The sequence below is a fragment of the Comamonas sp. A23 genome, assembly GCF_004522605.1.
In the GTDB taxonomy this organism is placed as follows: Bacteria; Pseudomonadota; Gammaproteobacteria; order Burkholderiales; family Burkholderiaceae_C; genus Comamonas; species Comamonas thiooxydans.
On sequence record NZ_RSDT01000001.1, the window covers coordinates 341,933 to 366,826 of the forward strand.

Annotated in this window: 22 protein-coding genes; 20 read left to right on the forward strand and 2 right to left on the reverse strand. The window is 61.5% G+C overall.

Going from position 1 to position 24,894, the window contains the following annotated elements; all coding sequences use genetic code 11:
• Positions 1 to 3 precede the first annotated feature (3 nt).
• The 4 genes from infB to typA all read left to right on the forward strand — a co-directional run bounded on the left by infB (position 4) and on the right by typA (position 6,131).
• The gene (gene infB, locus EIC84_RS01645) at positions 4 to 2,838 is read left to right on the forward strand and encodes a translation initiation factor IF-2 (protein WP_034361575.1); all 2,835 of its coding nucleotides are present in this window, start codon (positions 4 to 6) and stop codon (positions 2,836 to 2,838) included.
• A gap of 95 nt (positions 2,839 to 2,933) precedes the next feature.
• Complete coding sequence (gene rbfA / locus EIC84_RS01650; protein ID WP_003056352.1) at positions 2,934 to 3,311, forward strand: 30S ribosome-binding factor RbfA; 378 nt, start codon at positions 2,934 to 2,936, stop codon at positions 3,309 to 3,311.
• Positions 3,312 to 3,315: 4 nt separating this feature from the next.
• Complete coding sequence (gene truB, locus EIC84_RS01655) at positions 3,316 to 4,308, forward strand: tRNA pseudouridine(55) synthase TruB (protein WP_003063153.1); 993 nt, start codon at positions 3,316 to 3,318, stop codon at positions 4,306 to 4,308.
• Positions 4,305 to 6,131, forward strand: a complete 1,827-nt coding sequence (gene typA / locus EIC84_RS01660; RefSeq protein ID WP_003063151.1) for a translational GTPase TypA — start codon at positions 4,305 to 4,307, stop codon at positions 6,129 to 6,131. The genes truB and typA overlap by 4 nt, the downstream gene beginning before the upstream one ends.
• Before the next feature lie 323 nt (positions 6,132 to 6,454).
• Here the strand turns inward: typA and EIC84_RS01665 are convergent, their stop codons facing one another.
• On the reverse strand, positions 6,455 to 6,760 hold the full coding sequence (locus EIC84_RS01665; protein ID WP_003063149.1) for a c-type cytochrome: 306 nt from the start codon (positions 6,758 to 6,760) through the stop codon (positions 6,455 to 6,457).
• A gap of 113 nt (positions 6,761 to 6,873) precedes the next feature.
• Here EIC84_RS01665 and EIC84_RS01670 point away from each other — a divergent pair, with 113 nt between their 5' ends.
• The 7 genes from EIC84_RS01670 to EIC84_RS01700 all read left to right on the forward strand — a co-directional run bounded on the left by EIC84_RS01670 (position 6,874) and on the right by EIC84_RS01700 (position 15,643).
• Entirely contained in the window at positions 6,874 to 7,113 is a 240-nt protein-coding gene (locus tag EIC84_RS01670) for a TIGR04438 family Trp-rich protein (protein WP_003063147.1), read from the forward strand.
• A gap of 140 nt (positions 7,114 to 7,253) precedes the next feature.
• Positions 7,254 to 9,113: a dihydroxy-acid dehydratase gene (gene ilvD, locus EIC84_RS01675; RefSeq protein WP_003063146.1), complete on the forward strand. Its 1,860-nt coding sequence runs from the start codon at positions 7,254 to 7,256 to the stop codon at positions 9,111 to 9,113.
• Between the two features lie 116 nt (positions 9,114 to 9,229).
• On the forward strand, positions 9,230 to 10,237 hold the full coding sequence (locus EIC84_RS01680; RefSeq protein WP_003063144.1) for a tripartite tricarboxylate transporter substrate binding protein: 1,008 nt from the start codon (positions 9,230 to 9,232) through the stop codon (positions 10,235 to 10,237).
• Positions 10,238 to 10,383: 146 nt separating this feature from the next.
• Complete coding sequence (lgt, locus tag EIC84_RS01685) at positions 10,384 to 11,226, forward strand: prolipoprotein diacylglyceryl transferase (protein WP_003063142.1); 843 nt, start codon at positions 10,384 to 10,386, stop codon at positions 11,224 to 11,226.
• A 155-nt stretch (positions 11,227 to 11,381) separates the two neighbouring features.
• Positions 11,382 to 12,797 carry a malonyl-CoA decarboxylase gene (locus tag EIC84_RS01690; protein ID WP_134737291.1) on the forward strand — a complete coding sequence of 472 codons (1,416 nt, stop codon included), beginning with the start codon at positions 11,382 to 11,384 and terminating at the stop codon, positions 12,795 to 12,797.
• A 113-nt stretch (positions 12,798 to 12,910) separates the two neighbouring features.
• Positions 12,911 to 13,927 carry a tripartite tricarboxylate transporter substrate binding protein gene (locus EIC84_RS01695; RefSeq protein ID WP_003063139.1) on the forward strand — a complete coding sequence of 339 codons (1,017 nt, stop codon included), beginning with the start codon at positions 12,911 to 12,913 and terminating at the stop codon, positions 13,925 to 13,927.
• A 162-nt stretch (positions 13,928 to 14,089) separates the two neighbouring features.
• Positions 14,090 to 15,643 carry a malonyl-CoA synthase gene (locus EIC84_RS01700; protein WP_034361621.1) on the forward strand — a complete coding sequence of 518 codons (1,554 nt, stop codon included), beginning with the start codon at positions 14,090 to 14,092 and terminating at the stop codon, positions 15,641 to 15,643.
• 327 nt (positions 15,644 to 15,970) lie between these two features.
• Here the strand turns inward: EIC84_RS01700 and EIC84_RS01705 are convergent, their stop codons facing one another.
• Positions 15,971 to 16,414 (reverse strand): universal stress protein, encoded by a 444-nt coding sequence (locus tag EIC84_RS01705; protein WP_003063135.1) that lies wholly within the window; start codon positions 16,412 to 16,414, stop codon positions 15,971 to 15,973.
• Positions 16,415 to 16,602: 188 nt separating this feature from the next.
• Here EIC84_RS01705 and EIC84_RS01710 point away from each other — a divergent pair, with 188 nt between their 5' ends.
• The 9 genes from EIC84_RS01710 (at position 16,603) to EIC84_RS01750 (ending at position 24,845) form a co-directional block, all read left to right on the forward strand.
• Positions 16,603 to 18,984, forward strand: coding sequence for a cation-translocating P-type ATPase (locus EIC84_RS01710; protein ID WP_003063133.1), 2,382 nt, complete (start codon positions 16,603 to 16,605; stop codon positions 18,982 to 18,984).
• Complete coding sequence (gene ccoS / locus EIC84_RS01715) at positions 18,984 to 19,121, forward strand: cbb3-type cytochrome oxidase assembly protein CcoS (RefSeq protein WP_003056328.1); 138 nt, start codon at positions 18,984 to 18,986, stop codon at positions 19,119 to 19,121. The genes EIC84_RS01710 and ccoS overlap by 1 nt, the downstream gene beginning before the upstream one ends.
• 63 nt (positions 19,122 to 19,184) lie before the next feature.
• Complete coding sequence (gene ccoN, locus EIC84_RS01720; protein ID WP_034351806.1) at positions 19,185 to 20,621, forward strand: cytochrome-c oxidase, cbb3-type subunit I; 1,437 nt, start codon at positions 19,185 to 19,187, stop codon at positions 20,619 to 20,621.
• Between the two features lie 19 nt (positions 20,622 to 20,640).
• On the forward strand, positions 20,641 to 21,273 hold the full coding sequence (ccoO, locus tag EIC84_RS01725; protein WP_003063130.1) for a cytochrome-c oxidase, cbb3-type subunit II: 633 nt from the start codon (positions 20,641 to 20,643) through the stop codon (positions 21,271 to 21,273).
• Positions 21,274 to 21,290: 17 nt separating this feature from the next.
• Entirely contained in the window at positions 21,291 to 21,428 is a 138-nt protein-coding gene (locus tag EIC84_RS01730) for a CcoQ/FixQ family Cbb3-type cytochrome c oxidase assembly chaperone (protein WP_003063128.1), read from the forward strand.
• Between the two features lie 27 nt (positions 21,429 to 21,455).
• Positions 21,456 to 22,367, forward strand: a complete 912-nt coding sequence (ccoP, locus tag EIC84_RS01735) for a cytochrome-c oxidase, cbb3-type subunit III (protein WP_003063126.1) — start codon at positions 21,456 to 21,458, stop codon at positions 22,365 to 22,367.
• Between the two features lie 82 nt (positions 22,368 to 22,449).
• The gene (gene ccoG, locus EIC84_RS01740) at positions 22,450 to 23,892 is read left to right on the forward strand and encodes a cytochrome c oxidase accessory protein CcoG (protein WP_034351807.1); all 1,443 of its coding nucleotides are present in this window, start codon (positions 22,450 to 22,452) and stop codon (positions 23,890 to 23,892) included.
• A 126-nt stretch (positions 23,893 to 24,018) separates the two neighbouring features.
• On the forward strand, positions 24,019 to 24,324 hold the full coding sequence (locus EIC84_RS01745) for a FixH family protein (protein WP_003063123.1): 306 nt from the start codon (positions 24,019 to 24,021) through the stop codon (positions 24,322 to 24,324).
• A gap of 257 nt (positions 24,325 to 24,581) precedes the next feature.
• Positions 24,582 to 24,845, forward strand: a complete 264-nt coding sequence (locus EIC84_RS01750) for a hypothetical protein (protein WP_003063120.1) — start codon at positions 24,582 to 24,584, stop codon at positions 24,843 to 24,845.
• The last annotated feature ends 49 nt before the right edge of the window (positions 24,846 to 24,894 follow it).

The window sequence follows — 24,894 nt, forward strand, 5'->3', positions numbered from 1 at the left end:
TTTATGTCGAGTAATACGGTTGCAGAATTTGCGAAAGAGCGCAACACGACCCCTGATACCTTGCTGCAGCAGCTCAAGGCCGCCGGGGTTGACAAGGCCAATGCGGCTGACGCGCTGACCGAAGGTGACAAGCAGCGCTTGCTGTCTCACCTGCAGGCAAGCCATGGCAGCGGTGCCAAGAAGATCACGCTGACCAAGAAGTCCACCAGCGAAATCAAGCAGGCGGATTCATCGGGCCGTGCCCGTACGATTCAGGTGGAAGTGCGCAAGAAGCGCACTTTCGTGAAGCGGGAAGACACTCCCGCCGAGGCTCAGGCCAATGCGGAAAGCATGGCTAAGGCTGTGCAGGAGCGTGCCGCTAGTCAAGAGCTGGTACGCCGTGAAGAAGATGCTCGCCGCGAGGCCGAGCTGTTGAGCCATCAGGAAGAACAATTGGCCAAGGAACGTCAAGAGCGCGAAGAGCGCGAGCGCCGCGAGCGCGAAGCCGAGGAACGTGCTGCAGCCTATGCAGCCGCGGAAGTCGCCAAGGTGGCTGAAGCCAAGGCGGCAAAGGAAGAAGAAAAGCGCGAGCACGCCGCAGGCGCTGCCGCACGTGCTGCGGCCCAGGCCGAGGCACGCGCCAAGGCGGAAGCCGAATCCCAGGCCAAGGCTGCTGAAGAAGCCAGCCGCGCCAAGGATCTGGATGAGCGCCGCCGCAAGGCCCTGGCCGAAGCGGAAGCCATCCGCGCCATGATGGCTGCACCCAAGAAGGTGCTGGTCGCCAAGAAGCCCGAGGAGCCCAAGAAGGCTGCTCCGGTTGCCGCCGATGTCAAGAAGCCTGTTGCCGCCAAGGATGGCAACAAGCCTGCAGGCAGCGCTGGCGCGGCCAATGCCGGCGGCGGCGCCCGTCCAGGTAAGGAAGTTAAGTCCGCCAAGCTGTCTTCGAGCTGGTCCAACGACGCCGGCAAGAAGAAGGAAATCAAGACCCGTGGCGACAGCTCCGGCGGCGTGGCTGGCCGTTCCAACTGGCGCGGTGGTCCCAAGGGCGGCCGTCGTGGCAATGATCGTCACGAGCAGCAACAGCAGCAGGCTCCCGAGTTCCGTCAGCTGGAGATTTCGGTGCCCGAGACCATCACCGTGGCCGAACTGGCTCACAAGATGGCCATCAAGGCATCCGAGGTCATCAAGGTTCTGATGAAGATGGGCCAGATGGTCACCATCAACCAGCCGCTGGACCAGGATACCGCCATGATCGTGGTGGAAGAAATGGGTCACACCGCCAAGGTGGCAGCACTGGACGATCCCGAGGCCTTCACCGCCGAGGAAGTCTCCAACTCCGAAGCCGAGCAACTGCCGCGCGCTCCCGTGGTGACCGTCATGGGTCACGTGGACCACGGCAAGACCTCGCTGCTGGACTACATCCGTCGCACCAAGGTGGCGTCGGGCGAAGCCGGCGGCATCACTCAGCACATCGGTGCCTACCATGTGAAGACGCCTCGCGGCATCATCACCTTCCTGGACACTCCCGGTCACGAGGCCTTCACGGCCATGCGTGCTCGCGGTGCCAAGTCCACCGACATCGTGATTCTGGTGGCCGCTGCCGACGACGGCGTCATGCCCCAGACCAAGGAAGCCATCAAGCACGCCAAGGCGGCTGGTGTTCCCATCGTGGTGGCCATCACCAAGGCCGACAAGCCCGAAGCCAACCCCGATCGCGTCAAGCAGGAGCTGGTCGTGGAAGAGGTGCTGCCCGAAGAATACGGCGGCGACTCTCCCTTCGTGGCCGTGTCCTCCAAGACCGGCCAGGGCATCGACGAGCTGCTGGAGCAAGTGCTGCTGCAGGCCGAAGTGCTGGAACTCAAGGCGCCCGTGGACGCCGCAGCCAAGGGTATCGTGATCGAAGCCCAGCTGGACAAGGGTCGCGGTACCGTGGCTACGGTGCTGGTGCAGTCCGGTACGCTGAAGGTCGGCGACGTGGTGCTGGCGGGCCAGACCTATGGTCGCGTGCGAGCCATGCTCGACGAAGACGGCAAGCAGACCAAGGAAGCCGGTCCTTCCATCCCTGTAGAGATTCAGGGTCTGAACGAAGTGCCCCAGGCGGGTGACGACTTCATGGTGCTGAGCGACGAACGCCGTGCCCGTGAAATCGCGACCTACCGCGCCGGCAAGTTCCGCAACACCAAGCTGGCCAAGCAGCAGGCTGCGAAGCTGGAAAACATGTTCGCCGAAATGTCCGCTGGCGATGTGCAGACCCTGCCCATCATCATCAAGGCCGACATGCAAGGCTCGCAGGAAGCTCTGGCAGCCTCGCTGCTCAAGCTGTCCACCGACGAGATCAAGGTTCAGCTGGTGTACTCCGGCGTGGGCGGTATCTCCGAGTCCGACGTCAACCTGGCGCTGGCTTCCAAGGCCATCATCATCGGCTTCAACGTGCGTGCGGATGCTCAGGCCCGCAAGACCGCTGAAGGCAACGATGTCGACGTTCGCTACTACAACATCATCTACGATGCCGTGGATGAAGTGAAGGCTGCGATGTCCGGCATGCTGGCTCCCGAGAAGCGCGAAGAGATCATCGGTATGGCCGAGATCCGTACCGTGTTCGTGGCAACGAAGATCGGCACCATTGCCGGCTCGTACATCACGCAAGGTCACGTCACCCGCAATGCACACTTCCGTCTGCTGCGCGACAACGTGGTCATCTACACGGGCGAGATCGAGTCGCTGCGCCGCATGAAGGACGATGTCAAGGAAGTCAAGGAAGGCTTCGAGTGCGGTATCAAGCTGCGCAACTACAACGACATCAAGGAAGGCGACGTGCTGGAAGTCTTCGAGATCAAGGAAATCGCTCGTACGCTGTAAAAGCAATAGCTGCTAGCGCCTGCTCTGCAAGGGTTTGAGGCTGAAAATGCCTTGAACTCCTTGTGAAGCAAGCGCAAATAGCTCCTTTTTTATTCATGGCAACCAAACGCAAATCTGCTGCTCCCAACCGCAGCTTCAAAGTTTCCGACCAGATCCAGCGTGATCTGTCGGAGCTGATCGCCCGCGAGTTGAAGGACCCGCGCGTCGGCATGGTCACGCTGCAAGGCGTGGAGGTGACTCCTGACTATGCCCACGCCAAGGTGTTCTTCAGCGTGCTCGTCGGCGATCCCGAAGTGACGCTGGCAGCACTCAATCAGGCCGCAGGCTTTCTGCGCAACGGCCTGTTCAAGCGTCTGCACATTCATACCGTGCCCACGCTGCATTTCGTCTACGACCGCACTACAGAGCGCGCTGCCGACATGAACGCCTTGATCGCCAAGGCTGTGGCGTCGCGCGGACCCGAACAGGAATAAGCACATGAACGCCCCTCGCACCCGGGTGCAGCGGCGCCCTGTGCATGGGGTGTTGCTGCTTGATAAACCGCTGGGTTGGTCCAGCAACGATATCTTGCAGAAGGTCAAGTGGCTGCTGCGCGCCGAAAAGGCCGGCCATACAGGCACGCTTGATCCGCTGGCCAGTGGCGTGCTGCCGCTGTGTTTCGGCGCTGCCACCAAATTCAGTCAGCTTCAGCTCGAAGCCGAGAAAACCTACGAAGCCATTGCCCGCCTGGGCCAGACCACAACCACGGCCGATGCCGAGGGCGATGTGGTGCTGGAGCGTGCCGTGGATCTGGCCGCCATCACGCCCGAGCGCCTGGCGCAGGTGCAAGCCCAGTTCACGGGCGATATCAAGCAGGTGCCGCCCATGCACAGTGCGCTGAAGAAGGACGGCAAGGCACTCTATGAATATGCCCGTGCGGGCGTGGAAGTGGAGCGCCCCGCACGAGATGTCACCATTCATGCATTGGAGCTGACTCTGGTGCAGGACGATCAGGGGCATCCGGCCGTCAAGATGAGAGTGAGCTGCAGCAAGGGCACTTACATCCGCACATTGGGCGAAGACGTGGGCGAGGCCTTGGGCTGTGGCGCCCACTTGCGTTTTCTGCGCCGTGTGGAAACCGGCGGTCTTGAGGTGTCGCGCTGCGTGACGCTGGAGGCGCTGGAAGCCATGAACGATGAAGAGCGCATCGCGCAGGTCCAGCCTGTGGATACCCTGCTGCATCGTCATGCCGTCGTCACCTTGGGTGAACAGGATGCAGGTCGCTTTCTATCAGGCTTGCGCCGTCGAGGGTCTTGGGCGGATGCCCCGGCCGTGGCGGTGTATGGTGAGCGCCCGCATGCCCTTTTAGGGGTAGGCCGTGTGGCGAGCGGGGAATTGATTCCCGAGCGCCTGCTCAGTCCGCTAGAAATTCAACAAATTTTGGAAGGAACGCCGCGTCCACAAGCAAGCGGCATTTTGGAAACATTATGAGCAAACAAATCCGCAACATTGCGATCATCGCGCACGTTGACCACGGTAAGACCACCATGGTGGACCAGCTGCTGCGCCAGTCCGGCACTTTTGCCGAGCACGAAAAAGTCGTCGACACCGTGATGGACAACCATGCCATCGAACGTGAGCGCGGCATCACCATTCTGGCCAAGAACTGTGCCGTGTCCTGGAAGGACACCCACATCAACATTCTCGACACGCCCGGTCACGCGGACTTCGGCGGCGAAGTGGAACGTGCCCTGTCCATGGTCGACGGCGTGGTGCTGCTGATCGATGCGCAGGAAGGCCCCATGCCCCAGACGCGCTTCGTGACCAAGAAGGCTCTGGCCCTGGGTCTGCGCCCCATCGTGGTGGTGAACAAGGTGGACAAGCCCGGTGCCAACCCCGACAAGGTGATCAACGCCGCTTTCGACCTGTTCGACAAGCTGGGCGCCACCGACGAGCAACTGGACTTCCCCGTGGTCTACGCCTCCGGCATCAACGGCTGGTCGTCCAAGGAAGAGGGCGAGCCCGGTGCCAAGTGGGGTGAGGACATGTCCGCCCTGTTCGATACCATCCTCGACCATGTGCCTTCCGTGCAGGGCGATGCCAGCGCTCCCCTGCAACTGCAGGTCTCCGCTCTGGACTATTCCACCTTCGTGGGTCGTATCGGCGTGGGCCGCATCACCCAGGGTACGCTCAAGCCCGGTCAGCAAGTGGCCGTGATGGCAGGTCCTGACGGCAAGAGCTACAGCGGCAAGATCAACCAGGTGCATACCTTCCAGGGTATCGATCGCGTGCAGGCCACCGAAGCCGGTCCTTCCGAGATCGTGCTGATCAGCGGTATCGAAAACATCGGTATCGGCGAGACCGTCACCGATCCCGCCAATCCTCAGCCTCTGCCCATGCTGAAGATTGACGAGCCCACGCTGACCATGAACTTCTGCGTGAACACCTCGCCCCTGGCAGGTCGTGAAGGCAAGTTCGTGACCAGCCGCCAGATCTGGGACCGTCTGCAAAAGGAACTGCGCTCCAACGTGGCTCTGCGCGTCAAGGAAACCGACGAAGACGGTATCTTTGAAGTCTCCGGCCGTGGTGAACTGCACCTGACCATCTTGCTGGAAGAAATGCGCCGCGAAGGCTACGAGCTGGCAGTGTCCAAGCCCCGCGTCGTGATGCAGATGATCGACGGTGAAAAGCACGAGCCCATCGAGCTGGTGACTGCCGACATCGAAGAAGGCCACCAGGGCGGCGTGATGCAGGCACTGGGCGAGCGCAAGGGCGAGCTGGTGAACATGGAACCCGATGGCCGCGGTCGCGTCCGTCTGGAATACCGTATTCCTGCCCGTGGCCTGATCGGTTTCACCAACGAATTCCTGAACCTGACACGTGGTTCCGGCCTGATCGCCAATATCTTCGACAGCTACGAACCCCATAAGGGTGACATCGGCGGCCGCAAGAACGGCGTGCTGATCTCCATGGACGACGGTGAAATCTTCACCTACGCCCTGGGCAAGCTGGACGACCGTGGCCGCATGTTCGTGAAGGCCGGCGACCCCGTGTACGAAGGCATGATCATCGGCATCCACAGCCGCGACAACGACCTGGTGGTGAACGCCACGCGTACCAAGCAGCTGACCAACTTCCGTGTTTCCGGCAAGGAAGACGCGATCAAGATCACGCCTCCCATCGAGCTGTCGCTGGAGTACGGCGTGGAATTCATCGAAGACGACGAGCTGCTGGAAATCACCCCCACCAGCCTGCGCGTGCGCAAGCGTCACCTGAAGGAACACGACCGCAAGCGTGCTTCGCGTGATGCGTAATTCACAGGCCTAGGCTGTGAATCCAAAAAGGCCCTTCGGGGCCTTTTTTATTGCACGCTGCTGCCTGACAGTCTGCATTGCAACGGCTGCGGTATTGATTCGTCGCTGCACGAGCCACGGGCCGAGTTGCTGCCGAGTTGCAGCAGTCAAGTGTTGCGGATGCTGACCTCACGGGTGCGGAGCGAAGTCTGGAATCCTGGTGCCGTAGGGCTGATGGAAGAGCAGGGCCGCTGAGTCGCGGTAGCTTCAGAAACAAAAAACCGCATGGGAGCCATGCGGTTTTTGATAACGGCCCTGTCTCGCGCCGTTGAGAAGCAGTCGATTTACTTCTGCGTCAGAATCCAGGCCACCAGCTTCTTGGCATCGGCGTCGTTCACCTGGGGATTGGCGGGCATGGGCACGGGGCCCCACACGCCGGAGCCGCCCTTGATGACCTTGGCAGCCAGCTTGTCGGCGGCGTCCTTCTGGCCTGCATACTTGGCGGCCACATCCTTGAATGCGGGACCAACCAGCTTCTTGTCAACAGCGTGGCAGGCCATGCAGTTCTTGGACTGCGCCAGGGCCTGATCGGCCATGGCTGGGGCCACGGCAGCGGCGGAAAGGGCGAAAGCGATCAGAAATTGCTTCATCATGAGTTCCCAGGGTGCGGGGTTAAAGTTGATCTTTTAGCGCATTGTAGTGCTTGGCTTGTGTACTCTCCAGTGCACTCTGTGTTCTGGAAAATCAACAAAAAAGGGGATGTATGTATCTGTTAGGTTTGGCGATCGTGTTGTCGCTGCTCAAGCTGGCTCAGATCGGGCCTGTCGCAGGCTGGAGCTGGTGGCCTATTCTGGGCGTTTATGGCGCGGCTGCCGCCTGGTGGGCCTGGGCCGATGCTTCGGGCTATACCAAGCGCAAGGCCATGGAGAAGATGGACCAGCGCAAGAAAGAGCGTATCGAACGTCAGAAGCAGGCCATGGCACCGGGCCAGCGACGTCGTTGAGCAGTGAATCAGGCATCGTGATTGACGATGTCTTGTGATTGTTTTGCCTGACAGCCCGCCATGGGCTAGGCATCGCTGCCTTGCAGTGCTGGGCCATAATCCAAAGAATCATTTCCCGATAACGTCTTATAGCGAACCCCATGCCCGCATACCGTTCCAAAACCTCCACTGGCGGCCGCAACATGGCCGGTGCGCGCGCCCTGTGGCGTGCCACCGGCATGAAAGATGGCGATTTCGACAAGCCCATCATTGCGATTGCCAACTCCTTCACCCAGTTCGTGCCCGGTCATGTGCATCTGAAGGATCTGGGGCAACTGGTCGCGCGCGAGATCGAAAAGGCCGGCGGCGTGGCCAAGGAGTTCAACACCATCGCCGTGGACGATGGCATCGCCATGGGCCATGACGGCATGCTGTATTCGCTGCCCAGCCGCGACCTGATCGCGGACTCGGTCGAGTACATGGTCAATGCCCATTGCGCCGATGCGCTGGTGTGCATCTCCAACTGCGACAAGATCACCCCCGGCATGCTGATGGCCGCGATGCGCCTGAACATTCCGGTGATCTTTGTTTCGGGCGGCCCCATGGAAGCCGGCAAGACCAAGCTGGCCAACCCCGAAACCAAGACCATAGAGTTCAAGAAGCTGGACCTGGTGGACGCCATGGTGATCGCGGCCGATCAGCGCTATTCCGATGCCGAAGTGGCCGAGGTGGAGCGCTCCGCCTGCCCGACCTGCGGTTCCTGCTCGGGCATGTTCACCGCCAATTCGATGAACTGCCTGACCGAAGCGCTGGGCCTGTCCCTGCCCGGCAATGGCACCGTGGTGGCCACGCATGCCGACCGCGAAGAGCTGTTCCTGCGCGCTGGCCGCCGCATCGTCGAGCTGGCCCGCGACTACTACGAGAACGACAACGACAGCGTGCTGCCGCGCTCCGTGGGCTTCAAGGCCTTCGAGAACTGCATCACGCTGGACATCGCCATGGGCGGCTCCACCAATACCATCCTGCACCTGCTGGCCATCGCCCAGGAAGCGGGTATCGACTTCACCATGGCCGACATCGACCGCCTCTCGCGCGTCGTGCCCCAGCTGTGCAAGGTGGCACCCAACACGCCCAAGTACCACATCGAAGACGTGCACCGCGCTGGCGGCATCATGGCCATCCTGGGCGAGCTGGACCGCGCCGGCAAGCTGCACACCGATGTGCCCACGGTGCATGCCAAGACCATGAAGGATGCGCTGGAGCAGTGGGACATCATGCGCACGCAGGACGAGGCCGTGCGCCACTTCTACATGGCCGGCCCCGCTGGCATTCCCACGCAGGTGGCGTTCAGCCAGAACACCCGCTGGCCCAGCCTGGACCTGGACCGTGCCGAAGGCTGCATCCGCAGCTACGAGCACGCTTTCAGCAAGGAAGGCGGCTTGGCCGTGCTGCGTGGCAACATCGCGCTGGACGGCTGCGTGGTGAAGTCCGCAGGCGTGGACGAGTCGATCCTGGTCTTCGAAGGCCCTGCCCATGTGGTCGAGTCGCAGGACGAGGCCGTGGCCAACATCCTGGCCGACAAGGTCAAGGCAGGCGATGTGGTCATCGTGCGCTACGAAGGCCCCAAGGGCGGCCCCGGCATGCAGGAAATGCTCTACCCCACCAGCTACATCAAGTCCAAGGGCCTGGGCAAGGCCTGTGCGCTGCTGACGGACGGCCGCTTCTCGGGCGGTACCTCCGGCCTGTCCATCGGTCACTGCTCTCCCGAAGCGGCAGCCGGCGGCGCGATTGGCCTGGTGCAGAACGGCGACATCATCCGCATCGACATTCCCAACCGCAGCATCAATATGCTGGTCAGCGACGAAGAGCTGGCCCGCCGCCGTGAAGCGCAGAATGCCAAGGGCTGGAAGCCTGCCCAGGCCCGTCCCCGCAAGATCTCTGCGGCCCTCAAGGCCTATGCCAAGCTGGTGACCAGCGCCGATACCGGCGCCGTGCGAGATCTGTCGCTGCTCGACGATTAAGTTACGTTTGTTTCGTCATTTCGTCAGCGCGGACTTTGTCTGCTGACGGACAATCCCACAGCCGCTCGATGCAAGTCGCGCGGCTGTTTTTATTGTCTTGCCAGAAAGTGATCTCCATGTCTTTCGCTGTTCGCCCCTCCTTCTTGTTGAAGACAGCAGGGCTGCTGGCCTTGCTGGGGGCATTGACGGCGCAGGCTGCAGAAGGGCGTTACCCGCAGCGTCCCGTGCGTCTGGTGGTCCCTTTCACGCCCGGAGGCTCCACCGATATCGTGGCGCGCCTGGTTGCCGATGCCATGCACACAACCCTGGGTCAGCCCGTGGTGGTCGACAACCGGTCCGGCGCCAGCGGCTTCATCGGGGCCGAGGCCGTGGCCAATGCGGCGCCTGACGGCTACACCATAGGCCTGGGCACCATCAGCACGCTGGTGGTCAATCCCGTCATGCTGCCCCAGTCGGCACGCATAGATCCTGCCAAGGCCTTTGTACCGGTGGTTGCACTGGCGTCCATTCCGTCGGTGTTTTCCGTGCATCCCAATATGGGTGTGCAGAACTACGCCCAGTTCCTCACTCTTGCGCGCAGCAAGCCGGGTCAGTTCAATATCGGATCGGCCGGAATTGGCTCCATCGGGCATCTGATTGCCGAGCGCCTCAATGCCGATCTCAAGCTCAAGCTGCACCATATTCCCTACAAGGGGCAGGGGCCGGTGATCAGCGGCGCGCTGTCGGGCGAGACCCAGGTGCTCAGCGATCAATACCCTTCGTCGGCTCCGCATGTGGCTGCGGGCCGCCTGGTTCCGTTTGCCGTGGCCGCGCAGGAGCGCTTGCCGACCCTGCCGCAGGTGCCCACGTTCAGGGAGTTGGGCCACCCTGCGCTCAACGATCTGGCCATCACCTGGTTCGGCATCGTTGCTCCGGCAGCAACGCCGCAGGCCGTCGTGACCAGGCTCAACGGCGCTGCCAACGCGGCCTTGCAGGATCCTGCCGTGCAGGAGCGGTTGCAGACCATGGGCGTGCAGGTATTGGGCGGCACACCGCAGCGATTGAGCACCATGATGGATGAGACCGCCAAGGTCGTGCGTCAGACCGTGCGCGAGCAGGGCCTGGCGGTGGACAAGCCGCATTGACACTTGAAAGAGCGCCGTTGACGCCGGATGCAGCAGGATGCCAGGTCGAGGTTTTTCGCATCAGGGGGGCTTTGAGCCGGTGAATGAGGCTCTGCAACGTTCTCGGAGCATGCAGTTTTGCAGAAACGTCATCGGCCTGCGGCACAATGCCTGACATGCTGATGTATCCGCACATTGATCCTGTAGCCGTGCAGATTGGCCCGCTGGCCGTGCACTGGTATGGCATTACCTATCTGGTGGCCTTTGGTCTGTTCCTGTTTCTGGGCACGCGCCGACTGCACCACCCTCCATTCAAATACATGACGGGCGAGCGTGCCTGGGCGCGCAAGGATGTGGAGGACATTCTCTTTCTCGGCGTGCTGGGCGTGGTCGTGGGCGGGCGCATCGGCTACTGTCTGTTCTACAAGCCCGGTTACTACCTCTCGCATCCGCTGGAGATTCTTGCCGTCTGGCAGGGTGGCATGAGCTTTCACGGCGGCCTGCTGGGCGTCATCGGCTCCATGATCTGGTTTGCGCGCTCGCGCAAGCGCAACTGGCTGGAAGTCGCAGATTTTGTGGCGCCCTGCGTGCCCACAGGGCTGGCTGCGGGCCGCATCGGCAACTTCATCAACGGCGAGCTCTGGGGGCGTTTTGCGAGTGCGGATCTGCCCTGGGCCATGGTGTTTCCGCAAAGCGGCTCCATGCTGCCGCGTCATCCCTCGCAGATCTATCAGTTCCTGATGGAAGGGCTGCTGCTGTTCATCATCCTGTGGCTTTACGCGCGCAAGGAGCGCAAGCCCGGCCAGGTCGCGGCGGTTTTTCTGATCGGTTATGGGGTCTTCCGCTTCATCGCAGAGTACTTCCGCGAGCCCGACGACTTTCTGGGCATTCTCTCGCTGGGCATGAGCATGGGGCAGTGGCTGTGCATTCCCATGATCGTGGCCGGTGTGCTCATGTGGGTGTGGTGCGGCAAGCGCCAGGCCTACGCAGTTCAGCGGACTACGGCCTGAAGGCCGAATCCTGAAAAACGCAGACTTCGGTCTGCGTTTTTCATGGTGTGGTGTACGAGGCTGAAAAACTGCACATAATGGCTGAAAGCGTTACTGCAATTGCGGTATCTGCTTCTTCAATGAGAGCATGATGGTGCTGGAACAAGGAGATGCATATGGGGTGGGCAGCCGAGTGGATTGAGCAAACCAAGCTGTGGGTGCGCGGTGCCGAGGGCGAGAAGGGCGACGCCCAGCATCGTCCGCTGGCGCAACGTCTGGAGGCCACCTTGCGTCGTGGGGAGGAGGCGCTGTCGCCGCGCGAGCTGCGCCGCTTGCTGCTGGACATGCAGCAGGTGGCGGATACCGCGCTCAGCGACGTGGAGGGCGGCCGTCACGCGCAGCTGCTGATGGATTGGTATGCCAAGGCCGATCTGGCCGCACGCAAGGACTTCTGGCTGCTGGCGATCGAAAAGTTCGGCCCCGATGCCAAGGCCCTGCAGGCGGCCCGCGAGCGCTACGACAAGGCGGGCAGCGATGTGGAGCGCAGCGAGGCCGAGATGAGCCTGCGCCGTGCCCTGGTTTCGTCGCGCACGCGGCTGCTGCAGCGTTTTGCCCAGCCCAAGGGCGGCATGGGCTTTCTGGTCGACATGCGCGCCGAGTTGCTGGCCTTGCCCAAGGCGGAGCAGCACTATGTGGCGCTGGACGCCGAGCTGGAGCATCTGTTTTCCAGCTGGTTCGATGTGGCCTTGCTGGAGCTCAGAAGCCTGAACTGGGATTCGCCCGCATCGCTGCTCGAAAAGCTGATCAAGTACGAGGCTGTGCACGACATCCGCAGCTGGGCCGATCTGAAGAATCGCCTCGACAGCGACCGCCGCTGCTATGGGTTCTTTCACCCGCGCATGCCCAATGTGCCGCTGATCTTTGTGGAGGTGGCGCTGCTGGACAAGATGGCAGGCAGCATGGCTCCGTTGCTGGACGAGGCCGCGGCGGCTGCCGATCTGGCCAAGGCCAACACCGCCATCTTCTATTCCATCAGCAACACCCAGACCGGACTCAAGGGCGTGAGCTTCGGCGATTCGCTCATCAAGCATGTGGTGGAGACGCTCACCCAGGAGTTTCCCAAGCTCAAGCAGTTCGCCACGCTGTCGCCGATTCCGGGACTGCGCAGCTGGCTGAGCAAGAACGGCGATGCGGCGCTGGCGGAGCTCGACGACAAGCAAAAGGCAGCCCTGGAAAAAGTCGCCGGCGGAGTGAGTGCCGCGCAATTGCTGGCCGCGCTGGACGATCCGGGCTCGCTGCCGGAGAAATCGGTGGTGCGTCAGGCCGCCATGTTTTGCGCCGCGCGCTATCTGGGTCGGGAAACTGCCAAGGGGCGTCCGCTGGATGCCGTGGCACGCTTTCACCTTGGCAACGGTGCGCGCGTGGAGCGCCTGAACTGGGCGGCAGACCTGTCGTCCAAGGGGCTCAAGCAATCCATGGGGCTGATGGTCAACTATCTGTATGACCTCAAGCGCCTGGACAAGCACCGAAGCCTGTTGGCGCAGAGCAAGATTCCCGTTTCCTCGGAGATCGAATCGCTGTGCAAGGGTTGAGTGCATCGCGACTCGCGCTGCGCCCGGCCTGAGCCGGCTTTTGCTGCTGCGTCTTCCAACCACAAGCCTGGCTGCAGCGATGCCTGCTGACCAGGCGCGCAGAGGAGATATAGATGCAGGATTCTTGGGAAAAGAGCGTGGGTTTGCAGCGGCGCACGCTGCTGGGGGCGACGGGGGCGCTGCTGGCGGCTGGGGCATCGGGCTGGACGGGCATGGCCCAGGCATCGGAGTGGCCGAGCAGGCCTGTCAATCTGATCGTGCCTTTTCCTGCCGGCGGCGGCACCGACACCTTTGCCAGGCCTTTTTCTGCCCAGTTCGCCAAGACCTCGGGCAAGACCCTGGTGATAGACAACCGCGGTGGCGCGGGCGGCACGCTGGGCGCCAGCATTGCGGCCAAGGCCGCACCCGACGGCTACAACTTCTTCATGGGCGGCACCCACCATGTGATTGCGCCATCGGTCTACCCCAAGCTCGAATACGATCTGGAGCGCGACTTCATCCCGCTGGCGCTGCTGGCCAGCGTGCCGCAAGTCGTGGTGGTCAATCCCAAGAAGGTGACGCATGCCAGCTTGCAGGCTCTTGTACAGGATCTGCGTGCCAACCCCGGCAAGTACAACTATGCCTCGGCAGGGCCGGGTTCCTCGCACCATCTGGCGGGCGAGTTGTTCAAGCTGCAGACCAAGACCCAGATCACCCATATTCCCTACAAGGGTGCGGGCCCTGCGCTGCAGGACCTGATCGCCGGCAATGTGGACATGCTGTTCGATGGCCTGGGCTCATCGGCCCAGCATATCAAGGGCGGCCGCATCAAGGCCTTGATGGTGGCGGGCGCCAAGCGCAATCCCGCCTTCCCCGATGTGCCCAGCGCGGCCGAGTGCGGCCTGCCGGATTTCACCGTCACCACCTGGTATGGACTATGGGCGCCCAAGGGCACGCCTGCCGCCGTGCAGCAGCAGATGCTGGACGAGGTGCGCAAGATCGGAGCCGCCGAGGACATCAAGGCTGCCTGGGCCAAGAACGGCGCCGATTACGGCCAGCTGAGCCAGCCGCAGTTTGCCGCCATGGTGCAAAGCGAGATCCAGCGCTGGGCCCATGTGGTCAAGGCGGCGAATGTGAAGATTGACTCCTGAGCCCGCTGGCTGCCTTGCGGGGCGCCCTTTGCCGGCGCCCCATTTTGAAGAAGTGATTTTTTCAGTGCCTGGCGCCACCGGCCAGGCCAGGGCAGGGCCTATGATGGCCGTGGACCTTTTGCTTTCACCGTTTCCGAGTTCGACAGCATCACGATGACCGACATGCCTCAAGCCAATCTTTTCAGCGCGCTGCGCGCTGCGTTTCCTGCGGATCTGACGAAAATCGCCGTGGAGGCCATCGAGCCCGATGGCTCCAGCCTCTACTACACCTGGGCCGATCTGGAGCAGGGCAGTGCACGCATGGCCAATCTGCTGGCCTCGCTGGATCTGCCCGAAGGCAGCCGCATTGCGGTGCAGGTGGAAAAGTCGGTCGAAGCCATGATGCTCTACCTGGCCACGCTGCGCAGCGGCCATGTGTTCCTGCCGCTGAACACCGCCTACCAGAGCGCCGAGATGGAGTACTTCATCACCAATGCCGAGCCGGCCGTGGTGGTGTGCGCCCCCGGCTGTTTTGGCTGGGTGTCCAAGATTGCCTTCAACCACGGCGTGGGCCATGTCTACACCCTGGGAACCGATCGCACGGGCAGCTTGCTGGAGCGTGCGGCCCACCACAGCGACGAGCATCAGGTCGTGCCACGTCGCGCCGACGATCTGGCGGCGATTCTCTACACCAGCGGCACCACGGGGCGCAGCAAGGGCGCCATGCTCAGCCACGGCAATCTGCTGAGCAATGCGGCCATGCTCAAGGTGTACTGGGGCTGGCAGGAAGGCGATGTGCTGATTCACGCGCTGCCCATCTTCCATGTGCATGGCCTGTTTGTCGCCATTCACGGGGCGCTGCTCAACGGCAGTCCCATGATCTGGTTTGCCCGCTTCGAGCCCGAGGCCGTCATGGCGCGCTTCAAGGATGCGACCGTCTTCATGGGGGTACCAACCCTTTATGTGCGCATGCTGGCCGATGCCAGGCTGGACCGCGACATGGCCGCGCACATGCGTCTGTTCATCTCGGGATCGGCTCCCATGCTGATCGAGACCTTCCGCGCCTGGAAGACGCGTACCGGTCACACCATCCTGGAGCGCTATGGCATGAGCGAGACCATCATGCTGACCTCCAACCCTTATCAGGCCGATGCGCGCTACGGCAACGAGGCCGAGCGCCGCGGCGCAACCGTGGGCTTTCCCCTGCCTGGCGTGGGCGTGCGCATTCATGGCGATGACGGCAAAGCCCTGCCCGCAGGCGAGATCGGCAATATCGAGGTGCAGGGCCCCAACGTCTTCAAGGGCTACTGGCGCATGCCCGAGAAGACGGCAGAGGAGTTCACGGCCGACGGCTGGTTCAAGACCGGCGATGTAGGCATGCAGGACGAGCGCGGCTATTTCAGCATTGTGGGGCGCAGCAAGGACTTGATCATCTCGGGCGGCTACAACGTCTATCCGGCCGAGGTGGAGGGCTTCATCAACGATCTTCCCGGCGTGGACGAAAGCGCCCTGGTGGGCGTGCCTCACCCGGACTTTGGCGAGGTCGGCGTTGCCGTCATCGTGCCGCGCAAGGGCGCGCAGCTCGATGGGCTGAAGATTCTGGAGTCGCTCAAAGCCAGGCTGGCCAATTTCAAGGTGCCCAAGCGCTGCTATGTGGTGGACAGCCTGCCGCGCAACACCATGGGCAAGGTCCAGAAGAAGCTGCTGCGCGACCAGTATCAGCAAGAGTTCTCCTGAAGCCGGTCGAAGCGGACGCCAGGCGTTGGTTTTTGGCTGCAGTATTGGCTGCGTTTCAGGCGCTTGTCTTTTGACTTGACTCCTGAAAAGTGAGCTGATTGCGCAGCTTGCAAGACGGATTCAGCATTGAATCGATCCGAAAATAAAGCAGCTTGTACGCAAGCTGCTTTTAATTTGTGAGTGGCAAACGGCGGCCCCTGAGCGGCCTGTCACTGGATATCAGGGGCAAGTCCAGCAAGGGGCGCCCGGCCAGGGGTGCCCGGCGCGTCCCCCAGTACAGATGCCGTCCCCTCAAGGGAAGCCGCTAAGCGGCTCAGGGGGATCCGATCAGCGCAGCACCAGTACCGGCACCGGTGAGTGCGTCAGCACATGCTGGGTTTCGCTGCCCAGCAGCAGGCGCTGCAGACCCTTGCGACCGTGCGAAGCCATGACGATCAGGTCGCAATCATGCTTTTTGGCCATCTCCACAATCGACTCGGCCACCAGGTCTGAGTGGGCGATTTCGGTCGTGACATTGACCTTGCGCTCATGGCCAAAGGCTTTGACGCCGTTCAACAGGGTCTGGGCCTGATTGGTCCATTGCTCCTCAATGCGCTTGGCTTCCTTGATGTCCAGCAAGTCGCTGCCTTCCAGATAGCTGCGCGGATAGTGCGAGACAACCTTGAGCGCAATCACGCTGGCGCCGCACAAAGCGGCCAGATCCAGGCCTGCATGCACAGCCTTGTCTGAGAGTTCGGTGCCGTCGGTAGCAATCAAAATGCGGTTGTACATAGCTTTCTCCTTAGGTTGCATGCGTTGTAAATACAAGCATATGTCGATTGGGCAGTTAACGGTTGATTAATGTCAAGGTGGGTATCATCTGGCGTCGTTACGCTTGAAACATGTCCCAACACACTACTGTCCAGCCTTCCGCGGCAGAGCATGCTGTTGCTGACACCGGTTTCCTGAACTTGTCCCAGATGCACAGTCATCTGCTGGACGATCCGCAAGAATGGAGCTCGTTTGGTCGCCCCGCCGGCCAGAGCTCCAAGGCCCCAATCTCCGAGAATGCAACCGATTCCCCGGTGTGGGATTCCTTTGTGGTTCTGGAGGGCATGCACTGTGCTGCATGTGCGCTGACCATCGAGGAGGCGCTTCGGGCTGTCCCCGGAGTGCAGGCAGCCGAAGTCAGTGCCGCAACGCGCCGAGCCCGTGTCGAGTGGCGTCCTGCCCAGGTGCTTCCATCGCAATGGATGGAGGCCGTGTCGCGTGCCGGCTATCGCGCCTTGCCCGCGCGCGACGCGTTTGCGCGCGAGCTGCGCCAGGCCGAGACGCGCCGTGCCCTGTGGCGCTGGCTGGTGGCCGGCCTGTGCATGATGCAGGTGATGATGTATGCATGGCCAGCCTACACGGCGCGGCCCGGCGACCTGTCGCTGGAGATGGAGACCTTGCTGCGCTGGGCATCCTGGGTGATTTCTCTGCCCGTGGTGCTGTTTTGTTGCGGCCCGTTCTTCAAGAGCGCGCTCAAGGACATCACCCAGCGCCGCGTGAGCATGGACCTGCCCGTGGCCCTGGGCATGTTGATCACCTTTGTCATCAGCACGCTGGGCACTTTTGATCCCTCCGGTCCTTTCGGTCAGGAAGTCTTCTTCGACTCGCTGACCATGTTTGTCTTCTTCCTGCTCACAGGGCGCTGGCTGGAGCTGCGCCTGCGCGACCGCACGGCCGGTGCATTGGAAGCAGTGATGAACCGGCTACCGGATTCGGTGCTGCGTCAGCAGCCTGACTCGGGAGAGTTCGTGCGTGTGGCCACGCGCCGTCTGCGTGTGGGTGATGTGGTGCGTGTGCTCACAGGCGAGGCTTTCCCCGCAGACGGCCGGATTCTGCGCGGCACCACCCATGCCGATGAGGCGCTTCTGACTGGCGAGTCCACGCCTGTTTTGCGCGCACAAGGCGATGCAGTCACCGCCGGCAGCTACAACCTGGACAGTGTTGTCGAGGTGAGAGTGGACAGCGTGGGTGAGGGCACCCGCTTTGCGCAGATCGTGAATCTGATGGAAAGCGCTTCGCTGCAAAAGCCAACCCTGGCCCAGTTGGCCGACAAGGTGGCCCGGCCTTTTCTCGTCGTGGTGCTGCTGGCGGCGCTGGCCGCCGCCATCTGGTGGTGGCCCGCCGACCCGGGCAAGGCCATGATGGTGGCCGTGGCCGTGCTCATCGTCACCTGTCCCTGTGCGCTTTCGCTGGCCACGCCCGTGGCCATGCTGACGGCGGCCGGCACCTTGGCTCGCAGCGGCGTGCTGGTGCGCAATCTGCAGGGGCTGGAGGCGCTGGCCGCCGTGGATACGCTGGTGTTCGACAAGACCGGAACGCTGACGCGCGACGGCCTGGTGCTGCGCGCGCTGACACCTGCTGAAGGTCAAAATACTGATGAGCTGCTGGCGCTGGCCGCCTTGCTGGCGCGCCAGTCCATGCATCCTGCTTCCAAGGCACTGGCGCAGGCGGCCGAGGTGGCCGAATTGCCTGCCAGCGCATGGCTGCTGGATTCCGTCCAGGAAATCGCTGGCAGCGGCCTCGATGTCTGGGTGCAGGCGCGCAGCAATACCGCCTTGCGCCGCCATCTTCGTCTGGGCTCGGCCGCGCATTGCGGCGTACCCGAGTTGGCACCGCATGAGCCAGGGCAGAGCGTGGTGTTGGCCGAGGAATCGCAAGATGGCTGGCTGCCCCTGGCGCAGTTCCATCTGAGCGAGGACGTGCGCCCCGAAGCGGCCCAGGTCATTGCCGACCTCAGGCAGCAAGGCGTGACGGTGCAACTGCTCTCGGGTGACCGCTCTGCAGCGGTGCAAACCGTGGCCGCCAAGCTGGGCATAGAGCAGGCGCAGGGCGACTGCAAACCGCAGGACAAGCTGGCCGCCATGCAGGCGGCACAGGCTGCAGGGCATAAGGTTGCCATGGTGGGCGACGGCCTGAATGACGGCCCAGTTTTAGCCGGAGCGCATGTCTCTTTTGCTTTTGGTAAAGCAGTGCCGCTGGCACAATCGCGAGCAGACTTCGTGGTACTGGGAGACAGCCTGGAGTTAGTGTTGCAAAGCCTGTTGCTGGCCCGACGGACCCTGTCCGTGGTGCGCCAGAACCTGGGCTGGGCAGCAGCCTATAACGCGATCTCTATTCCTCTGGCCCTCGTGGGCTGGATGCCTGCCTGGCTGGCAGGGCTCGGCATGGCGCTGAGCTCCTTGCTGGTCGTCGCCAACGCAGCCCGTCTTGCACGTGTGTTGCCGCTGCAGGCAGCCGATAGCAACGCGTCCGCCCCCGCGCACCTTGCGCCGCGGGGCACCGTCATGCCACTGACTCAAGGAGGCCATTGATGGACATTTTGTATGTATTGATTCCGCTGTCGGTTGTTTTGGTCATGGCCATTGTGGCTGCCCTGTGGTGGGCCGTGTACCGGGGCCAGTTCGAGAGCGTGGAACAAGAAGGCGAGCGCATTCTTCGCGACGATTGATGTGGCTCAACGAGTCCGACCAGAAACCAATGAACACTTTGCAAGATATCTAAGAGGTGCCCGATGGAAGCAACAAATAACAATGCTGTCTATTACGACGACACCGTCGTAAGACAGTTCTCTATCATGGCCGTGGTATGGGGGGTGGTAGGTATGGCGGTGGGCGTGTTTATCGCGTCCCAGCTGGCCTGGCCGGAACTCAACTTCGGCATTCCATGGCTGAGCTACGGACGTCTGCGTCCGCTGCATACCAATGCCGTGATCTTCGCTTTTGGTGGCTCGGCGCTGTTCGCGACCAGCTACTACGTGGTGCAACGCACCTGCCAGACCAAGCTGTTCATGCCCAAGTTGGCTAGCCTGACTTTCTGGGCCTGGCAACTGGTTATCGTCGGCGCAGCCATCAGCCTGCCTCTGGGTTACACCCAGGGCAAGGAATACGCCGAGCTGGAATGGCCTCTGGACTTGCTGATTGCCGTGACCTGGGTGTCCTATGCCATCGTGTTCTTCGGCACTATCGGTATCCGCAAGGTCAAGCACATCTATGTGGCCAACTGGTTCTTCGGTGCTTTCATTCTGGCCGTGGCCCTGCTGCACATCGTCAACAATATTTCCATCCCCGCCGGCTGGATGAAGAGCTACTCGGCATACGCCGGCGTGCAGGACGCGATGGTTCAGTGGTGGTACGGGCACAATGCCGTGGGCTTCTTCCTGACCGCCGGCTTCCTGGGCATGATGTATTACTTCATCCCCAAGCAGGCGGGCCGTCCCGTGTATTCGTATCGCCTGTCGATCGTGCACTTCTGGGCGCTGATCTTCACGTACATGTGGGCGGGTCCTCACCACCTGCACTACACCGCTTTGCCTGACTGGACCCAGTCCGTGGGCATGGTGTTCTCGCTGATCCTGCTGGCTCCCAGCTGGGGCGGCATGATTAACGGCATCATGACGCTGTCGGGTGCCTGGCACAAGCTGCGCGACGATCCCATCCTGCGTTTCCTGATCGTGTCCCTGTCGTTCTACGGCATGTCCACCTTCGAAGGCCCGATGATGGCCATCAAGACCGTGAACGCGCTGAGCCACTACACCGATTGGACCGTGGGCCACGTGCACTCCGGCGCTCTGGGCTGGGTGGGTCTGATCACCATGGGCTCTCTGTACTACCTGATCCCCCGTCTGTTCGGCCGCGAGAAGATGCACTCCGTGCCCGCGATCGAGCTGCACTTCTGGATGGCGACCATCGGCATCGTGCTGTACATCGCCGCAATGTGGATTGCCGGTGTGATGCAGGGCCTGATGTGGCGCGCTGTCAACCCCGACGGCACGCTGACCTACACCTTCGTGGAAAGCGTGAAGGCGACCTATCCCTTCTATGTGATTCGCGTGACTGGCGGTCTGCTGTATCTGGGCGGCATGCTGGTGATGGCATGGAACACCTGGAAGACCGCAATGGCCGGTCGTTCCGTCAAGGTGGCAGTGCCTGCCGTGGTGGCTCACGCCTGAGCATTGAGGAGCAAAAGCAATGTCTGATCAAAATAACGCAGCTCCCAAGAGCTTTTCGCACGAGAAGATCGAGACCAGCAACTTTCTGCTGATCGCGCTGACGCTGTTCGTGCTGACCATTGGCGGCCTGGTGGAAATCGTGCCGCTGTTCTTCCAGAAGTCCACGACCGAAGCCGTGGCGGGTCTCAAGCCCTACACACCGTTGCAGCTGATGGGGCGCGACGTCTATCTGCGCGAGGGTTGCTACAACTGCCACTCGCAGATGATCCGTCCCTTCCGCGCCGAGACCATGCGCTACGGCCACTACTCGGTGGCTGGCGAGTTCGTCTACGACCACCCCTTCCAGTGGGGCTCCAAACGTACCGGCCCCGACCTGCATCGCGTGGGCGGCAAGTACAGCGACGAATGGCATCGCATCCACCTGAACAACCCGCGTGACGTGGTGCCCGAGTCCAACATGCCTGCTTACCCCTGGCTGGAAGCCAACAAGGTGGATGACACGGCCGTGGCAACGCGCATGAGCGCGCTGCGCAAGGTGGGCGTGCCGTACACCGATGCGGAAATCGCCGGTGCTCAGGCCGAGGTCAAGGACAAGACAGAGATGGAGGCAGTGATTGCCTATCTGCAGGTCCTTGGTCGCGCCGTCAAGTAAGAGAGAAAGGGCTGGAAATGGATATCACCACCATGCGTATCGTGGCCACGCTGGCATCGCTGGCGTGTTTCGTGGGCATCTGGTGGTGGGCGTATGCCCGCCGCAACCAGGCCCGTTTTGACGAGGCAGCTCAGGTTCCATTCCTGGAAGACTGAGTCTGATCACCACAACGAGAACATCCCATGAGCGATTTCATTAACAATTTCTGGTCGGTGTATGTCGCGGCGATTACGCTGATCGGCATCTTTGGCTGCTTGCTGCTGCTGATTCTGGTGGCCCGCAAGAAGGTCGTTCCCTCGGGCGACAACACCACAGGCCATGTCTGGGACGAAGACCTGCGTGAACTCAACAACCCCATGCCCAAGTGGTGGATGGGTCTGTTCGTGATCACCGTGGTTTTCAGCCTGGGCTATCTTGTGGTCTATCCCGGTCTGGGCGGCTTCGGCGGCAAGCTGGACTGGAGCCAGACCGGCGCCTACGACAAGGAAATGGCCAAGGCCAAGGCGGACCTGGAGCCTCTGTATGCCAAGTTCACCAGCATGCCTACCGAAGAAATGGCCAAGGACCCTCAGGCCATGGCCATTGGCGAGCGTCTGTTCATGAACAACTGTGCGCAATGCCACGGCTCTGACGCTCGCGGCAGCAAGTCCTTCCCGAATCTGGCGGACGGCGACTGGTTGCATGGCGGATCTCCCGAGAAGATCAGGGAGACCATCACCAACGGCCGTATCGGCATGATGCCGCCCATGGCGGCAGCCGTGGGCTCGGCGGAGGATGTGCGCAATGTGGCGCACTATGTGCTGAGCCTGTCGGGCAGCCCTCACGATGCCGTCAAGGCTTCGCAGGGCAAGTCCAAATTCGTGGCCTGTGCGGCTTGTCACGGCATGGACGGCAAGGGCAACCCCGCGCTGGGAGCTCCTAACCTGACCGATGACATCTGGCTGCATGGCTGGGGTGAGGCGGCAATCGTCAACATCGTCAACAACGGCAAGCACAATGAGATGCCTGCCCAGAAAGAGAAGTTGACGGAGGCGCAAATTGCCGTGCTGGCTTCCTATGTCTGGAGTCTTTCGAATACGCAAAACCAGAAGTAATGCGTTTTTAAAAGGCGGTGCCCTGGCACCGCCTTTTTCGCGTTTCAATTTTCAGTAATTACAAAAATATTAAGGAACTGCGATGCCGTGCGATCAGGGGAAGCCCCGAAAAGTCATACCGATCACGCCTGAGCCTCATGAGGGCGGGCCTGAGTTGGTGCCTATGTTCGCTTCCGAGCAAAAAGTGTACTCACGCTCTATTAGCGGCGTGTTCTCACGGTGGCGCTGGGCCATGGTGTTTCTGACCCAGATCGTCTTCTACGGCCTGCCCTGGCTACAGTGGGGCGAGCGCCAGATGGTGCTGTTCGATCTGGGGGCCCGGCGCTTCTATCTGTTCGGACTGGTGCTGTACCCGCAGGACTTCATCTATCTGACGGGGCTGCTGATCATCAGCGCACTGGGGCTGTTCCTGTTTACCGCCGTAGCCGGGCGTCTGTGGTGTGGCTTCTCCTGTCCGCAGACGGTCTACACCGAGATCTTCATGTGGATCGAAAGCAAGGTCGAAGGCGATCGCAGTGCCCGCATGCGTATCGACAAGAGCGGCTGGACTTTGGAGAAGATCTGGAAAAAGTCGCTCAAGCAGTTTCTCTGGATCGCTCTGTCTCTTTGGACAGGTTTCACCTTTGTCGGCTACTTCGTGCCCATCCGTGAGTTGGGTGTGGAGTTGATGGCCTTCCAGGGCAGCTGGCAGATTTTCTGGGTGGCGTTCTACGGCTTCGCCACCTACGGCAACGCCGGCTATATGCGCGAGCAGGTCTGCAAGTACATGTGTCCCTATGCACGCTTTCAGAGTGCCATGTTCGACAAGGACACCATGATCGTCAGCTACGACGCCGAACGTGGTGAAGCTCGCGGCCCGCGCAAGAAAGATGTCGACTACAAGGCACAGGGCCTGGGGGACTGCATAGATTGCAAGCTTTGCGTTCAGGTCTGCCCCGTGGGCATCGATATCCGCAAAGGGTTGCAGTACGAATGCATCGGCTGCGGTCTGTGCATCGATGCCTGCAACTCCGTGATGGACAAGATGGAGTATCCGCGTGGCCTGATCCGATTGACCACTCAGAATGCCGTCGCCAAGGCCTGGAAGCAGGTGCAGGTGATTCGCCGCATTTTCCGCCCGCGTGTGCTGATTTACTCGGCCGTGCTGGTGGCCCTCAGCGCCGCCATGATCGCCAGTCTGGTGCTGCGCGAGCCGCTCAAGGTCGATGTGATTCGCGACCGTGCTGCGCTTTCGCGCATCGTGGCGGGCGGCAAGCTGGAGAACGTCTACCGTCTGCAGATCATGAACGCCACCGAGTCCGAGCAGCGCTACCGTATCAGCGCCGTGGGCCTGGAGAATCTGGAAGTCGCATCCGAGCAGGAAGTGAGCGTTGGCCCTGCAGAGACGCGCGGCATTGCGGTGCGGCTGCAGATTCCGTATGGCTCAGCAACTCCAGGCTCGCACCCCGTACACTTCAATGTGGATGCAGTGACTGCCGGAGCAGGGCGTATTTCCGAGAAGACGGTGTTCCTGGTGCCGCGTTAATGCCAGGTCTTGACGGTCTTCGTGAGCCATCACGGAGGCCGGACAAGGGCACCGCCAATCGGCAACAATTTATGCCACCCTGCCGTGTGTGTCTGGGTGGTCAGAATTTTGGAAAGAGGTTTCATCATGTCGGCAGCACAAGCCAAGGTCTCGCAAACGGCCAAGATCATCCACCCCGAGGACGGCAAGCCCTGGTGGAAGTTTGCCCATGTCTGGCTCATCATCGCCGGCCCGGTGATCGTGGTGATTGCCGGCTTTGTCACCGCATACATCGCACTGAGCAGGCCTGATCCCGTGATTGACCCTGACTACTACCGCCATGGCATGGAAATCAACCAGCGCCTGAGCGAAAGTGAAAAAAGCCTGGCCCCAGCAGTCACCGGCCGCAATCATGCGGCCACGCCAGCCAAGGACCATCCGCTGGATCGCTGAGCGCTCCGGCGCTTGCTCCGCCAAGGTCGCTTTTGCGGCCTTTTTTGTTGCCGATATCAAAATCAGAGCGTGTTGCGCATGTTCTGTCTAACGTTGATGTAGAAGCAAATAGTTTTTTGATATCCAGATGGCGCAGGATGCTACTGAAAAGAGAGTGGTTCAGGGTTTCCCGCCACGGTGCATGCCCGCAGTCCTGCATGAACGGTCACCACTGTTGTGCAAAATATGACCAAGCCCACAGCCCAAGGAGAATCAGGATGGATGCTCGACGCTGGATGTGGATTGTCTGGCCGGCCTTTCTGGCGGCGGCAATCATGGAGATGGTGGTTTTCGCCTTTGTGGACCCGCTGGATGTGCACTGGCTGGGCTCCCCCCTGGACTGGTCGCGCCAAGCCATCTATACGGTCGCTTTTTTTGCCTTCTGGGTCGTGACCCTGATCGGAGGTGCGATGACGGTGATGCTGGGTCGCTCCGTCAGCGATCTCAATGGCGGCATCGTTTCCGAGCCTCTGCCCGATTAATTCGCACAGACAAAAAAGCCCGCTGTCCGCGGGCTTTGTCTTGAGAGTG

What these genes read in the sequence shown, in the direction of transcription:
- infB (WP_034361575.1), top strand. Translation starts at nt 4, where the DNA reads ATGTCGAGTAATACGGTTGCAGAATTTGCGAAAGAGCGCAACACGACC.
- rbfA (WP_003056352.1), top strand. Translation starts at nt 2,934, where the DNA reads ATGGCAACCAAACGCAAATCTGCTGCTCCCAACCGCAGCTTCAAAGTT.
- truB (WP_003063153.1), top strand. Translation starts at nt 3,316, where the DNA reads ATGAACGCCCCTCGCACCCGGGTGCAGCGGCGCCCTGTGCATGGGGTG.
- typA (WP_003063151.1), top strand. Translation starts at nt 4,305, where the DNA reads ATGAGCAAACAAATCCGCAACATTGCGATCATCGCGCACGTTGACCAC.
- EIC84_RS01665 (WP_003063149.1), bottom strand. Translation starts at nt 6,760, where the DNA reads ATGAAGCAATTTCTGATCGCTTTCGCCCTTTCCGCCGCTGCCGTGGCC.
- EIC84_RS01670 (WP_003063147.1), top strand. Translation starts at nt 6,874, where the DNA reads ATGTATCTGTTAGGTTTGGCGATCGTGTTGTCGCTGCTCAAGCTGGCT.
- ilvD (WP_003063146.1), top strand. Translation starts at nt 7,254, where the DNA reads ATGCCCGCATACCGTTCCAAAACCTCCACTGGCGGCCGCAACATGGCC.
- EIC84_RS01680 (WP_003063144.1), top strand. Translation starts at nt 9,230, where the DNA reads ATGTCTTTCGCTGTTCGCCCCTCCTTCTTGTTGAAGACAGCAGGGCTG.
- lgt (WP_003063142.1), top strand. Translation starts at nt 10,384, where the DNA reads ATGCCTGACATGCTGATGTATCCGCACATTGATCCTGTAGCCGTGCAG.
- EIC84_RS01690 (WP_134737291.1), top strand. Translation starts at nt 11,382, where the DNA reads ATGGGGTGGGCAGCCGAGTGGATTGAGCAAACCAAGCTGTGGGTGCGC.
- EIC84_RS01695 (WP_003063139.1), top strand. Translation starts at nt 12,911, where the DNA reads ATGCAGGATTCTTGGGAAAAGAGCGTGGGTTTGCAGCGGCGCACGCTG.
- EIC84_RS01700 (WP_034361621.1), top strand. Translation starts at nt 14,090, where the DNA reads ATGCCTCAAGCCAATCTTTTCAGCGCGCTGCGCGCTGCGTTTCCTGCG.
- EIC84_RS01705 (WP_003063135.1), bottom strand. Translation starts at nt 16,414, where the DNA reads ATGTACAACCGCATTTTGATTGCTACCGACGGCACCGAACTCTCAGAC.
- EIC84_RS01710 (WP_003063133.1), top strand. Translation starts at nt 16,603, where the DNA reads ATGCACAGTCATCTGCTGGACGATCCGCAAGAATGGAGCTCGTTTGGT.
- ccoS (WP_003056328.1), top strand. Translation starts at nt 18,984, where the DNA reads ATGGACATTTTGTATGTATTGATTCCGCTGTCGGTTGTTTTGGTCATG.
- ccoN (WP_034351806.1), top strand. Translation starts at nt 19,185, where the DNA reads ATGGAAGCAACAAATAACAATGCTGTCTATTACGACGACACCGTCGTA.
- ccoO (WP_003063130.1), top strand. Translation starts at nt 20,641, where the DNA reads ATGTCTGATCAAAATAACGCAGCTCCCAAGAGCTTTTCGCACGAGAAG.
- EIC84_RS01730 (WP_003063128.1), top strand. Translation starts at nt 21,291, where the DNA reads ATGGATATCACCACCATGCGTATCGTGGCCACGCTGGCATCGCTGGCG.
- ccoP (WP_003063126.1), top strand. Translation starts at nt 21,456, where the DNA reads ATGAGCGATTTCATTAACAATTTCTGGTCGGTGTATGTCGCGGCGATT.
- ccoG (WP_034351807.1), top strand. Translation starts at nt 22,450, where the DNA reads ATGCCGTGCGATCAGGGGAAGCCCCGAAAAGTCATACCGATCACGCCT.
- EIC84_RS01745 (WP_003063123.1), top strand. Translation starts at nt 24,019, where the DNA reads ATGTCGGCAGCACAAGCCAAGGTCTCGCAAACGGCCAAGATCATCCAC.
- EIC84_RS01750 (WP_003063120.1), top strand. Translation starts at nt 24,582, where the DNA reads ATGGATGCTCGACGCTGGATGTGGATTGTCTGGCCGGCCTTTCTGGCG.